8 protein-coding genes and 2 pseudogenes are annotated in these 13,205 nt (G+C 62.6%); 3 read left to right on the top strand and 7 right to left on the bottom strand.

All coding sequences use genetic code 11. The features are described 5' to 3' along the window. Positions 1–21 precede the first annotated feature (21 nt). Positions 22–557 (bottom strand): annotated as a pseudogene (locus AB4Y32_RS25160) (helix-turn-helix domain-containing protein); the annotation flags it as partial. Between AB4Y32_RS25160 and AB4Y32_RS25155 the strand changes: the two are divergent. Continuing rightward, positions 491–1,710: pseudogene (locus AB4Y32_RS25155) on the top strand (ShlB/FhaC/HecB family hemolysin secretion/activation protein); the annotation flags it as partial. The pseudogenes AB4Y32_RS25160 and AB4Y32_RS25155 overlap by 67 nt on opposite strands. A 196-nt stretch (positions 1,711–1,906) precedes the next feature. Further along, on the top strand, positions 1,907–2,392 hold the full coding sequence (locus tag AB4Y32_RS25150) for a DUF2147 domain-containing protein (RefSeq protein ID WP_368723944.1): 486 nt from the start codon (positions 1,907–1,909) through the stop codon (positions 2,390–2,392). Between the two features lie 118 nt (positions 2,393–2,510). Here the strand turns inward: AB4Y32_RS25150 and AB4Y32_RS25145 are convergent, their stop codons facing one another. The 6 genes from AB4Y32_RS25145 to typA all read right to left on the bottom strand — a co-directional run bounded on the left by AB4Y32_RS25145 (position 2,511) and on the right by typA (position 12,366). Continuing rightward, on the bottom strand, positions 2,511–2,969 hold the full coding sequence (locus AB4Y32_RS25145; RefSeq protein ID WP_368723943.1) for a transposase: 459 nt from the start codon (positions 2,967–2,969) through the stop codon (positions 2,511–2,513). 156 nt (positions 2,970–3,125) lie between these two features. After that, entirely contained in the window at positions 3,126–4,223 is a 1,098-nt protein-coding gene (gene zapE, locus AB4Y32_RS25140) for a cell division protein ZapE (RefSeq protein ID WP_368723942.1), read from the bottom strand. A 96-nt stretch (positions 4,224–4,319) separates the two neighbouring features. Then, positions 4,320–5,750, bottom strand: a complete 1,431-nt coding sequence (gene lpdA, locus AB4Y32_RS25135; RefSeq protein WP_368723941.1) for a dihydrolipoyl dehydrogenase — start codon at positions 5,748–5,750, stop codon at positions 4,320–4,322. Positions 5,751–5,894: 144 nt separating this feature from the next. Then, positions 5,895–7,178: a 2-oxoglutarate dehydrogenase complex dihydrolipoyllysine-residue succinyltransferase gene (gene odhB / locus AB4Y32_RS25130; RefSeq protein ID WP_368723940.1), complete on the bottom strand. Its 1,284-nt coding sequence runs from the start codon at positions 7,176–7,178 to the stop codon at positions 5,895–5,897. A 142-nt stretch (positions 7,179–7,320) separates the two neighbouring features. After that, the gene (locus AB4Y32_RS25125; RefSeq protein WP_368723939.1) at positions 7,321–10,176 is read right to left on the bottom strand and encodes a 2-oxoglutarate dehydrogenase E1 component; all 2,856 of its coding nucleotides are present in this window, start codon (positions 10,174–10,176) and stop codon (positions 7,321–7,323) included. Between the two features lie 363 nt (positions 10,177–10,539). After that, complete coding sequence (typA, locus tag AB4Y32_RS25120; protein WP_368723938.1) at positions 10,540–12,366, bottom strand: translational GTPase TypA; 1,827 nt, start codon at positions 12,364–12,366, stop codon at positions 10,540–10,542. Positions 12,367–12,677: 311 nt separating this feature from the next. On the opposite strand from typA, the gene AB4Y32_RS25115 reads away from it, so the two are divergent. Then, on the top strand, positions 12,678–13,193 hold the full coding sequence (locus tag AB4Y32_RS25115; RefSeq protein ID WP_368723937.1) for a MarR family winged helix-turn-helix transcriptional regulator: 516 nt from the start codon (positions 12,678–12,680) through the stop codon (positions 13,191–13,193). Positions 13,194–13,205: the final 12 nt, after the last annotated feature.

Genomic DNA, 13,205 nt, shown 5'->3' with positions numbered 1-13,205 from the left:
TTTTGCAAAAGCGGCTAATTATTACTCAGTTTCGCGCGCTTCGGGTTCCTCGTCGAAAATCTGGCACTTGCGCATCTTCTCCCACGGCACCTTGCGGCTGAACCCGAGATAGTGCGCCGTGTCCTGGCGGCGCCAGCTGTTCGCATCGAGCGCCGCAATCACGCGGCTGCGTTCGGCCATGTCCCATTTGCTGCGGTCGGCGAGCACCTCCGCCACGCTCTCGGCGGGCATGAGCTGGCTGCTGCGCGCGATCGTCAGCAACCTGTTTTAGCCGCGCCGCGTCCCATGCGCCGATCTGCCGCACGGTCACGCCAATCCGTTCAGCGAGATTGCGCAGTTCGCGCACGTTGCCCGGGAAATATGTATCGGCGACTGCGTCCGCGAGCCAATACGGAAGGTCGGGCAGCGTCGCGAGCCGCTCAGCGCCCACGACGGCGGCGATGAACGCCTTGAAGATCGCGGATCATGTCGACGGCGCCCCGCTCTTCCAGCGATGGAATCCTCAGTTCGATCACGGCGAGCCGATAGTACAGGTCCGCGCGGAACGTGCTGTCCCTTCGAGCGCTATATCAACGTGATGGGCCTCTTGCCTGGCGTGAAAGTCACAGCCAACGTGCCGCCGCCGCAAAGCACCGACGGCGCGACGACGCTCGAACTGAGCGTCGAGCGCAAGCCCTTCGACATCGGCACGGGCATCGACTTCAACCATCCGGGCGTACAGGGCCTGCTGACGGCGACGGAGAACGGGCTCACGTCGCTTGGCGACCAGCTCAGCGTATCGGCGCTGCTGCCCAAGGGCCGCGACAACGTCACTTATCTCGCGGCGCACGGCGCGCTGCCTATCGGCACGGACGGCATGACCGCAAAGATCGACGCATCGCACTATCGCGGCAACCCGAAGAACAACCCCGGCCTGCCCTCTTATGTGCAACGCACGGTGATCAACGACAGGCTCGGCGGCTCGCTGTCGTATCCGCTGATGCTGAGCAACTCGCGCAGCCTGGCGGGCACCATGACGGCGTATGCATCGCACGACGAAGACCGCTTCAACAACACGATAACGGGCGCAGCCATCGGGCTGCGCTCACAGGTGCGCGTGCTTCAGCTGCAAGCCGACTACGCGCAAGTGCAGACGGGCCAGATGCGCAAGGCCAGCATCAACGTCGCGAAAGCGTTCGACATACTCGGCGCAGGCAAGGCCGGCGACTCGAACATCCCCGGCACGACGGCCGTCAATCCCGCCTCGATCACGTTCGTGCGCACGGGCGCGAGCGTGTCGCAAACCAACGAGTGGCCGTTCGGCATCGGCACGTCGGTCGCCGCGACCGCGCAATACAGCCCCGACACGCTGCCGACTTCCGAACAGATTTCATTCGGCGCGCAACGCTTCGCGCAGGGCTATCAGCCGGGCGAGACATCCGGCGATTCGGGCTGGGGCGCATCGTTCGAAATCAATCGCGCGGTCGCGCTGGGGTTCACGTATCTGCGCACGCTCACGCCGTACGTTTCGTTCGACATCGCGCGCGTCTATCTGCATGCGGGCACGCCGCAGCCGAACAGATTGTCATCCGCTGGATCGGCTTTCGGCTCTCCGACGCGAAGCACTACAGCCTCGATCTTTCCGTAGCGAAAGCGCTCGGCGATGCGCCCATCGAAAGCGCGTCGCGCAGTCCGCGCATCAATGCGGCGTTTTCGTATCAGTTGAACTGAAGGCGGCATCGCAACCACGAAGCGCTCGCGAAACGGTCGCTTCGATTAGAGGCTTCACTATCAGACGACGCGCACCCTTTCACGTATTCTGCCCTCTCCAACGCAGCACATAAAAGGCAGGGCGCCGCCTCGCATCGAGGCTCACACGGCGCCGCGCGAGTCCCGATCGCGATGATTTTCAACAAGGAGGAAGACGATGACATCACTCACCCAGCGCGCGCGTTGCGCGTTCGGCAAGACGTTGAAACAGGTGGCTGTCGCGGGCGTGCTGCTCGCCGGCGCCGTCACGGCATTCGCGCAGGCCGACAGTCCCGTCGGCACATGGCAAACCATCGACGATCACACGGGCCAGCCCAAGGCGCTCGTGCAAATCACGCAGGACGCGAATGGCACGCTGAGCGGCAAGGTCATCAAAGGGCTCAACCCGAACGATCAGCCCGACCGCCGCTGCACTGCCTGCACGGACGCGCGCAAGGACCAGCCGATTCTCGGCATGACGATCATCAACGATATGAAAAAGGACGGCGACAACTGGGACGGCGGACAGATTCTCGACCCGGAGAACGGCAAGCTCTACAAGTGCAAGATGCGCGTAGAAGACGGCGGACAGAAGCTCGTGGTGCGCGGCTATATCGGCGTATCACTGCTGGGACGCTCCCAAACGTGGGTTCGGCAGAACTGATGCAGTAGCGCGGCGCTTCGTTCCCCGCGGCGAAGCATGAATGCAAGAAAGCCGGCCCGGCGATTACTCTCGTCAGACCGGCTTTTTGTTATTGCGTGCGTTCAATTCGTTCGATCCGTCAAGCCGCATTCATGAAGGGACTCGCGTAGTCGAATACCAGCGGCGGTGCGGGAGCGCCCGGCGACGGGAACAACGGCATGGCGGGCGTGACCGGTTGCGCGGTGGCCGCATCGTTTTCCGCTGACCCAACTGCGTTCGGCGAGTGGATGCGCATGCGCGCTTCCATCGTGCTGCACAGTTCGCTGCCGGCATCGCCGAACAGCTGGTCCATCACACGCTTCAGCACGCCTGCCTTATGCCACGCCTTGAAGCGGCGGTGACAGGTTTGATACGACGGGTATTTGCGCGGCATTGCGGACCAGGTGGCGCCGCTATAGATCACCCAGAGCACGCCGTTGAGCACGGAGCGGGTGTTGGCGAGCGGCCGGCCGCGCAACTCGGAACGCGGTCGCAGTTCCGGCAGCAGCGGCGCGACCTGCTGCCATTCTTCGTCGGTGATATCACGGTAAGGGGTCATGTTTTCTCCTTCGTCAAGGGTGCCTCGACGATATAGAGTTGACCCACTACCGGATATCAGACCAATCCGAATCCTGAAAAAGCACGGCTAGCCGCTGCCATAAGGGTCAGCGCGGGTTGTGCTATCCCAAACGGCGTGCTGCTCGAACCAAATCGATCAGGTGAGCGATGTATCGACGATCCGTCGCGGCGCATCCAGATATTCCTGCGATTGCATCTCGACGATACGCGACACCGTGCGCGTGAACTCGTTGGCCATCGGCCCTTCCGTATAGAGCTCTTCGGGCTGCACGGCCGCGGACATCAGCAGCTTGACCTTGTGATCGTAGAAGACATCGATGAGCCACGTGAAGCGCCGCGCTTCCGACTGCATGCGCGGCGTCATCTGCGGAATGCTGGAAAGGATCACCGCATGGAAGCGGCTCGCCAGTTCGAGGTAGTCGTTCTGCGAGCGCGGGCCGCCGCATAGCGTCGCGAAATCGAACCAGACGACGCCGTCCGCGCGCCGCAGCGCCTTCAGCTCGCGCTTCTCGATGTGTAGCAACGGGCTTTCGTCGGGCACGGCCGCGAGCTTCGCGAACGCATCGCGCAGCGCCTTGTCGGCGGCGGCGCCGAGCGGCGTGTGATACACCTCGACCTGCGACAGCGTGCGCCTGCGGTAATCGATGCCCGCGTCGACATTGACCACGTCGAGCTTGCTCTTGATCAGCTCGATCGCGGGCAGCAGACGGTCGCGATGCAGGCCGTCGGGATATAGCGTGTCGGGATCGTAGTTGGACGTCATCACGAACTGCACGCCGTTCGTGAACAGGCGGTCGAGCAGGCGATACAGGATCATCGCGTCCGCGATATCGGACACATGGAACTCGTCGAAGCAGATCAGCCGGTAGCGCTTCGCGATGCGCCGCGCGAGTTCGTCGAGCGGATCGGCCTGGCCTTTGAGTTCTTCGAGTTCGCGATGGACCTCTCGCATGAACTCGTGAAAATGCAGACGCGTCTTACGCACAAGCGGCACAACCGCATAGAAGCTGTCCATCAGGAAGCTCTTTCCGCGCCCCACCCCGCCCCACATATAGACGCCCTTCGGCAGATCAGGGTGCATGATCAGCTTCATAAAGGCATTCGGACGACGCGCCTTATACGCAGTCCACTCTTCATAGCACCGCTGCAGACGATCGACGGCAGCGCGTTGCGCCGGATCGGACTCGTATCCCCGTGTCTGCAATTCCTGTTCGTAGTATTCGGTGACGTTCATTATGTGACGCAGCAATGAAGAAGGCGGGAGGGATTGAACCCACCCGCCTTCGTCGTGATTCGCGTTTGCCCGGATAAGACTCCGGGCAGAAGCTTCTTACATATTCAGCGCGCGCTTGTCGACGGCGAGCGCCGCTTCACGCATCACTTCAGACAGCGACGGGTGCGGATGGCAGATGCGGCCGATGTCTTCCGACGCAGCCTTGAACTCCATCGCCACGACGGCTTCGGCGATCAGATCCGACGCATTCGCGGAGATGATATGCACGCCGAGCAGCTCGTCCGTCTTCGCATCGGCGATCATCTTGACGAAACCATCCGCCTTGTTGATGCCGAGCGCGCGACCGTTCGCCATGAACGGGAACTGGCCCGTCTTGACCTCGCGGCCTTCCTCCTTCAGCTGCTGCTCCGTCTTGCCGACCCACGCGATTTCCGGCTCCGTGTAGATGACCCACGGGATGCAGTTGTAGTCGATGTGCGGCTTCTGGCCGTCGATGATCTCGGCCACCAGCACGCCTTCGTCTTCGGCCTTGTGCGCGAGCATCGGGCCGCGCACCACGTCGCCGATCGCGTATACGTTCGGCACCGACGTCGCGCAGTGGTCGTCGACGTCGATGAAGCCACGCTCGTTCGCCTTCAGGCCGATCGATTCGAGGCCCAGGTTATCCGTGTTCGGCACGCGGCCGATCGACACGATCAGGCGGTCGGCGTCGAGTGTCTGCGCGTTGCCGTCCTTGTCCGTGTAAGCAAGCGACACGCTGTTGCCAGAGTTCTTGACTTCGCTGATCTTCACGCCGAGCTGAATATCGAGACCCTGCTTCTTGAACTGCTTGGCAGCTTCCTTCGCGAGCGCCTGGTCGGCGGTGCCGAGGAACTCCGGCAGCACTTCGAGCACGGTCACTTCCGAGCCCAGACGGCGCCACACCGAGCCCAGCTCGAGGCCGATCACGCCCGCGCCGATCACGGCGAGCTTCTTCGGCACTTCGGTGAACGACAGCGCGCCTTCGTTGTCGGCGACGATCTTGTTGTCGACGGGGACGTTCGGCAGGTGACGCGCCTTCGAGCCCGTCGCGATGATCACGTTCTTCGCCGTGACCACTTCAGTTTCGCCTTCGCCCGACACTTCGATCTGAACGCCGGCGTCCGTCTTGCCCGTGAACTTGCCGTGCCCCTTGAGCCACGTGATCTTGTTCTTGCGGAACAGGAACTCGATGCCTTTCGTCATCTTGTCGACGATGCCATCCTTGCGAGCCAGCATCTTCGCGATGTCGACCTTCACGTTTTCCACGCTGATGCCGTGGTCCGCGAGGTGGTGCGACGCGTTCTCGAACTCTTCCGACGACGCGAGCAGCGCCTTCGACGGAATGCAGCCCACGTTCAGGCACGTGCCGCCCAGCTTCAGCGCGCCGGCCGGATTCTTCCACTTCTCGATACAGGCAACCGTCTTGCCGAGCTGCGCGGCGCGAATGGCTGCGATATAGCCGCCGGGACCGGCACCGATCACGACGACGTCAAATTCTTTGGACATGACTATCCTTTTGATGACCAGCCGACGCGGCCGCGCTTCGCGGCGCGCGTGGCTTCAGATACTGCGGGAAATGCGAGAGGCACTGCTCTCATATCGCGACGGCGGCGCGCGGTTTCAAGCCGCGGCCGCGTCGCGAGACAGGCATTACAGGTCGAGCAGCAGACGGGCCGGATCTTCCAGCGCGTCCTTCATCGCAACCAGCGAGAGGACGGCTTCGCGGCCATCGATGATGCGGTGGTCGTACGACAGCGCCAGATAGTTCATCGGGCGGATCACGATCTGGCCGTTCTCGACAACGGCGCGTTCCTTCGTCGCGTGCACGCCGAGGATCGCCGATTGCGGCGGGTTGATGATTGGCGTCGACAGCATCGAGCCGAACACGCCGCCGTTCGAGATCGAGAACGTGCCGCCCGTCATTTCTTCGATCGACAGCTTGCCATCACGTGCCTTCGCGCCGAATTCGGCGATCTTCTTCTCGATGTCGGCGAGGCTCATCTGGTCCGCGTTGCGCAGGATCGGCACCACCAGACCGCGCGGCGAGCCGACAGCGATACCGATGTCGAAGTAGCCGTGATAGACGATGTCGTTGCCATCGATCGACGCGTTCACCAGCGGGAACTTCTTCAGCGCGTGGACAGCCGCCTTCACGAAGAACGACATGAAGCCGAGCTTCACGCCGTGTTCCTTCTCGAACTTGTCCTTGTACTTGTTGCGCAGATCCATCACGGGCGCCATGTTCACTTCGTTGAACGTAGTGAGGATGGCGTTGGTCTGCTGCGACTCGAGCAGACGCTCGGCGATGCGCGCGCGCAGACGCGACATCGGCACGCGCTGTTCCGGACGGTCTTTCAGCCACTGGTCGGCCGATGCCGGCGCGCCGACTTGCGGCAGCGACGGCTTCGCGGCTCGCGCGGGCGCTGCGGCGGGTGTCGGCGCAGCCTTCGCAGCCGGTGCCGCGGCGCCTGCGCCCAGCGCGTCCTGCTTCGTGATGCGGCCGTCGCGGCCCGTGCCGGCGACGTCGCCTGCTGCGACGCCCTTCTCGGCCATGATCTTCGTCGCAGCCGGCGATGCCGTCGTGCTTGCACCTGCAACAGCCGCAGCCTGCGCGGGAGCGGCAGCCGCCGCTGCCGGCTCGGCTTGCGGAGCCGGCTTGACTTCGGCTTCGACGGCCGCTTCGCCCGGCTTGCCTTCCGTGTCGATCTTCGCGATCAATTCGTCGGCGACCACGATATCGCCGTCGTTCTTGATGACCTGCGCGAGCACGCCCGCCGACGGAGCCGGCACTTCGAGCACGACCTTGTCGGTTTCGATTTCGATCAGGATTTCGTCCTGGGCGACGGCTTCGCCCGGCTTCTTCTTCCACTGCAGCATCGTCGCTTCCGAGACCGACTCGGACAGCTGGGGAACCTTGACTTCAACAATAGCCATTTGATTTCTCTGAATACGTATCGGATGACAACGAACCTTGTGCGAGCCGCGTCTGATTAGTGCGCGTGATATCGCGCTTACATGGGTGTTTCAGACGCGGGGCGGGAAAGCGCTCAGCGCTTTCCCGGTTCGCTCTCGTTGGTTATTTAACGATGGACGCGCCTTTCAGGCGGCCAAACGCGCCTTCGATCAGCGCCTTCTGCTGCTCGTAGTGCTTCGCGTAGTAGCCGACAGCCGGCGAGGCCGAAGCGGGACGGCCGCTGTACGCGAGCTTCTGTCCTTCCTTCATGCCTTCGCGCAGGTGATGCTCGATGTAGAACCAAGGGCCCTGATTCTGCGGCTCGTCCTGCACCCACACCACTTCGGTTGCGTTGTCGTACTTCTTCAGTTCCGCTTCGAACTGCTTGTGCGCGAACGGATAGAGCTGTTCGATACGGAAGATCGCGACGTCCTGCGCCTTCGCTTCGCGGCGATGCGCGACGAGGTCGTAGTACACGCGGCCCGAGCAGACCAGCACGCGCTTGACCTTCTTCGCGTCGATCGACGCGTCCGTTTCGCCGAGCACCGGCTGGAACGAGCCCTTCGCGAGTTCCGACAGATCCGACACGGCTTCCTTGTGACGCAGCAGCGACTTCGGCGTGAAGACGATGAGCGGCTTGCGGAACAGGCGGATCATCTGACGGCGCAGCAGATGGAAGATCTGCGCCGGCGTGGTCGGCTGGGCGACCTGCATGTTGTGGTCTGCGCACATTTGCAGGAAGCGCTCGATACGCGCCGACGAGTGCTCTGGACCCTGGCCTTCGTAGCCGTGCGGCAGCAGCATCGTCAGGCCCGACACGCGGCCCCATTTCACTTCGCCCGACGAGATGAACTGGTCGATCACGACCTGCGCGCCGTTGACGAAGTCGCCGAACTGCGCTTCCCACGCGACGAACGTGTTCGGTTCAGCCGTCGAGTAGCCGTATTCGAAGCCGAGCACGGCTTCTTCCGACAGCACCGAGTCGATCACCGAGAACTTCGCCTGGTTTTCAGCGATGTTCTGCAGCGGAACGTACGTGCCGCCGTCCCAGCGCTCGCGGTTCTGGTCGTGCAGCACCGCGTGACGGTGCGTGAACGTGCCGCGGCCCGAATCCTGGCCCGTCAGACGAACCGCATAGCCCGATGCGACCAGCGATGCGAATGCCAGATGCTCGCCCATGCCCCAGTCGAGGGACGCCTCGCCACGGCCCATCGCGCGGCGATCGTTGATCACGCGCTCGACGAGCGGGTGCAGCTTGAAGCCTTCCGGAATCGTCGTGATGCGCTCGGCCAGACGCTTCAGCTCGGCGAGCGGCACGGCCGTGTCGGCGGCATCCGTCCATTTGCGGTTCAGGAACGGCACCCAGTCGACCGCGTACTTGCTCTTGTAGTTCGACAGGACGGGGTCGACCGTGTGGTGGCCTTCGTCCATTGCCTTGCGGTAAGCCTTGACGAACTCATCGCCTTCCGTGGCGGTGATGACGCCCTGCTGCACCAGCTTTTCGGCGTACAGCGCCCGCGTGCCGGGGTGCTTCGCGATCGTCTTGTACATCAGCGGCTGCGTGACAGCCGGCGTGTCCTGCTCGTTGTGGCCCAGCTTGCGGAAGCAGATGATGTCGAGCACGACATCCTTGTGGAACTGCATGCGGAAGTCGATGGCCAGCTGCGTCGCCAGCACGACGGCTTCCGGATCGTCGCCGTTCACGTGCAGAACGGGCGCCTCGATCATCTTGACGACGTCCGAGCAATACAGCGTCGAACGCGCGTCGCGCGGGTCGGACGTGGTGAAGCCGATCTGGTTGTTGATGACTATGTGCAGCGTGCCGTGCGTGCCGTAGCCGCGCGTTTGCGCGAGGTTCAGCGTTTCCATTACGACGCCCTGGCCTGCGAAGGCGGCGTCGCCGTGAATCTGCACGGGCAGCACCTGCAGGCCCTGCTCGTCGCCGCGGCGGTCCATGCGGGCCTTAGCCGAGCCCTCGACCACCGGGTTCACGATTTCGAGGTGCGACGGGTTGAACGCGAGCGACAGGTGAACCGGGCCGCCTTCCGTGGCGATATCCGACGAGAAGCCCTTGTGGTACTTCACGTCGCCTGCGGGCAGATCGTCGACGTGCTTGCCTTCGAACTCGGCGAAGAGGTCGGCGGGCATCTTGCCCAGCGTGTTGACCAGCACGTTCAGACGGCCGCGGTGCGCCATGCCGATGACGATTTCCTGCACGCCGTTCTTGCCCGCGTGATGCACGACTTCGTCCATCGACGCGATAAAGCTTTCGCCGCCTTCCAGCGAGAAGCGCTTCTGACCGACGTACTTGGTGTGCAGGAAGCGCTCGAGGCCTTCCGACGCCGTCAGACGGTTCAGGATGTGCTTCTTCTTCTCGTTCGAGAAGTTCGGCGTCGAGCGGATCGTCTCGAGCTTCTCCTTCCACCAGCGCTTCTGCTCCGGATCGCTCAGGTACATGTACTCGGCGCCGATCGTGCCGCAGTACGTGTCGCGCAACGCCTTGACGATGTCGCGCAGCGAAGCCTGCTCGAAACCGAAGTACAGGTTGTTCGTATTGAACACCTGATCCATGTCGGCTTCGGTGAAGTCGTAGAACGCGGGTTCGAGCTCGGGAATGTTCGGACGTTCGCGGCGCTTCAGAGGATCGAGGTTGGCCCATTGCGAGCCGAGGAAGCGATATGCGCCGATGAGGGACTGCACATAAACCTGCTTGCGCGCGGTGGTGAGATCTTCGCCGGCGACTCGCGGAAGGAACGCATTGGCCTTCGCGCGTTGAGCAAACGATTCGACGATCGGGCCGTGGGCCACATCGTTGGCTGCGGTGCCATCCGATGCAGGGACGTTCTGCAACGCGTCGAAGTAGTTGCGCCAGGTCTCGGGCACTGACGCGGGATTGTCGAGATATGCTTCGTACAACTCTTCTACGTACGGAGCATTGCCGCCGAACAGATACGAGTTCGACTGGAATTGCTTCATCATTTTACGCTCACCTTTCTTCGAGCTTCTCGAGAAATAGCGGGTTACTGAACCTTCCGCGACACGGCCTGACCGTTTAGCGGATTGCGCGAATCAAGTCTTGCTTGGAAGGACCTAAAACTTGCATTCGCGGGAGCATATCACATAACCAATGGTTGATATAGGACAGCTCCCGATTGAAATCCCCGTCCCACGGGGCTTTGCGGCAAGTTTTATGCTTTCGCAACAGTGTTTGCCGCACTGCGCAAGAATATTTTGGGCGCATATTCCAATACGGTCTGACGAGGCGCCGCGCGCAATGCAAAAAGCCGCCCGAAGGCGGCTTTTTGCTCACGCACGAGTACATGTCCGCAAAGGCACGCGAACTTAGCTGGCTGCCCCTTCGCGGCTCGCGCGACGCCGCTCGTGTTCCTTCAGGTGACGCTTGCGCAGACGGATGCTTTGCGGCGTCACTTCGACGAGCTCGTCATCGTCGATGAATTCGACCGCGTATTCCAGCGACATCTGGATCGGCGGAACGAGACGCACGGCTTCGTCGGTGCCCGATGCGCGCACGTTGGTCAACTGCTTGCCCTTGATCGGGTTCACGACGAGGTCGTTGTCGCGGCTGTGAATGCCGATGATCATGCCTTCGTACAGCGCGTCGCCCGGCTTCACGAACATGCGGCCGCGATCCTGCAGCTTCCACAGCGCATAGGCGACAGCCGCGCCGTCGTCCTGCGAGATCAGCACGCCGTTGCGGCGCTCGCCGAGCGACCCTTCCTTCAGTGGCAGGTACTCGTCGAACACGTGGCTCATCAGGCCCGTGCCGCGCGTGAGCGTCATGAACTCGCCCTGGAAGCCGATCAGGCCACGCGCCGGAATGCGGTATTCGAGACGCGTGCGGCCACGGCCGTCCGACGCCATGTCCAGCATTTCGCCCTTGCGGCGGCCGAGTTCTTCCATCACGCCGCCCTGGTGCGCGTCTTCGACGTCGACGGTCAGCAGTTCGTACGGCTCGTGCTTCACGCCGTCGACTTCCTGCAGCACCACGCGCGGACGCGACACGGCCAGCTCATACCCTTCGCGGCGCATGTTCTCGACCAGAATCGTGAGGTGCAGTTCGCCGCGGCCCGACACTTCGAACACCGTTTCGTCGCCCGTGTCCTTCACGCGCAGCGCGACGTTGTGGTTCAGCTCCTTCATCAGGCGATCGCGGATCTGGCGGCTCGTGACGAACTTGCCTTCCTTGCCCGCGAGCGGCGACGAGTTGACGAGGAAGTTCATCGTCAGCGTGGGTTCGTCGACGGTGATCATCGGCAGCGCTTCGGGATTGTCCGGCGCGCAGATCGTCGCGCCGATGCCGACGTCCTCGATGCCGTTGATCAGCACGATGTCGCCCGCTTGCGCTTCGTCGACCTGGACGCGCTCCAGGCCCTTGAACGACAGCACCTGGTTGATCTTGCGGTTCAGGATCTCGGCTTCCGGACCGAAGCGCAGCGCGACCTGCTGACCCGGCTTGATGCGGCCACGCGTGATGCGGCCCACGCCGATACGGCCGACGTACGTCGAGTAGTCGAGCGACGTGATCTGCAGCTGCAACGGGCCGTCCGGATCGGCCGGGCGCACGGGCACGTGCTCGAGGATCGCTTCGAACAGCGGACGCATGTCGCCGTCGCGCACGCTCGGATCGAGACCAGCGTAGCCATTTAGGCCCGACGCATAGACGACCGGGAAGTCGAGTTGCTCTTCCGTCGCGCCGAGCTTGTCGAACAGCTCGAATGTCTGGTTGATCACCCAGTCGATGCGTGCGCCCGGACGGTCGATCTTGTTGACCACGACGATCGGCTTGAGGCCCAGCGCGAGCGCCTTCTTCGTGACGAAACGGGTTTGCGGCATCGGGCCTTCGACGGCGTCGACGAGCAGCAGCACCGAGTCGACCATCGACAGCACGCGCTCCACTTCGCCGCCGAAGTCGGCGTGGCCCGGGGTGTCGACGATATTGATGTGCGTGCCTTCGTATTCGACGGCGCAGTTCTTGGCGAGAATCGTGATGCCGCGCTCTTTTTCGATGTCGTTCGAGTCCATCACGCGTTCCGCGATCTGCTGGTTTTCGCGGAAGGTGCCGGACTGGCGGAGCAGCTGGTCGACGAGCGTGGTCTTGCCGTGGTCGACGTGAGCAATGATGGCGATGTTGCGGAGAGCGCGGGACATAGGAACCTGGAGACGCTTGATACGAGTGGAGTGCGCCACCTGCCCAGCTACCTCGCCAAGCCCAAAGCGCACTTTTGGGAGCCAAAAATTATAGCACGCGTGCATGACGCGTTTCTGGTATTCCCCGATGGCGCGCCCCATTGTCTCGATAACGCGACGCGCGCCCTGCCAGCCTGCCGCGCCCGACAAGCTTTCCTCCGACTTTCACCCTCCGCGAGATAGATCCTTGCCTAAGCTGTAATAACGCTTGCCGCGTCAATTAATCGATTCTACAATCGTGCATAGTCAACCATTGCAGTCGCACGAGAATCATGACCGAACCGTCCAACACGCCATCGCCCGAGGTCAGCGAATACCAAATGGGCGAAAGCGTCGGCTATCTGATTTCGCGCGTGAAATCAGCGCTGTCGAACCTCGTGACGCAACGCACGATGGCCGAACTCGGCATCACCAGCCAGCAGGCCAGCGTGCTGTTCATGGTCGCGAGCGGCAAATGCCTGCTCGCGGCCGAGCTGGCGCGCGAGTATGGCATCGACGCGAGCGCGGTCACGCGCCTCGTCGATCGCCTCGAAAAACGCGGGCTGCTTACGCGGGTGCGCAGCGACGAAGACCGCCGCGTCGTCCGGCTTGCGCTGACGGCCGAAGGCCACGCGATCGCCGCACGCATGCCGGCTGTCTTCACGGGCGTGACGGAGAAGCTGCTCTCCGGTTTCACGCCGGAGGAAACAGGATTCCTCAAGAGTCTTTTGAGACGAGTCTTGGCAAACAGCTGCGAATTACTCGGCGAAAACCGTGACTCGGCAAGCAATGCCGATAGCAAATCGTAAGAAAATGGTTGC

The organism is Paraburkholderia phymatum (genome assembly GCF_040965635.1).
Classification (GTDB): Bacteria; Pseudomonadota; Gammaproteobacteria; order Burkholderiales; family Burkholderiaceae; genus Paraburkholderia; species Paraburkholderia phymatum_B.
This window is presented reverse-complemented; position numbering and strand designations above follow the sequence as displayed.

Bases quoted from the DNA above. Each gene is read 5' to 3' on its own strand.
- typA (WP_368723938.1), bottom strand. From the start codon at position 12,366: ATGTCCCGCGCTCTCCGCAACATCGCCATCATTGCTCACGTCGACCAC.
- AB4Y32_RS25125 (WP_368723939.1), bottom strand. From the start codon at position 10,176: ATGATGAAGCAATTCCAGTCGAACTCGTATCTGTTCGGCGGCAATGCT.
- AB4Y32_RS25150 (WP_368723944.1), top strand. From the start codon at position 1,907: ATGACATCACTCACCCAGCGCGCGCGTTGCGCGTTCGGCAAGACGTTG.
- odhB (WP_368723940.1), bottom strand. From the start codon at position 7,178: ATGGCTATTGTTGAAGTCAAGGTTCCCCAGCTGTCCGAGTCGGTCTCG.
- AB4Y32_RS25145 (WP_368723943.1), bottom strand. From the start codon at position 2,969: ATGACCCCTTACCGTGATATCACCGACGAAGAATGGCAGCAGGTCGCG.
- AB4Y32_RS25115 (WP_368723937.1), top strand. From the start codon at position 12,678: ATGACCGAACCGTCCAACACGCCATCGCCCGAGGTCAGCGAATACCAA.
- zapE (WP_368723942.1), bottom strand. From the start codon at position 4,223: ATGAACGTCACCGAATACTACGAACAGGAATTGCAGACACGGGGATAC.
- lpdA (WP_368723941.1), bottom strand. From the start codon at position 5,750: ATGTCCAAAGAATTTGACGTCGTCGTGATCGGTGCCGGTCCCGGCGGC.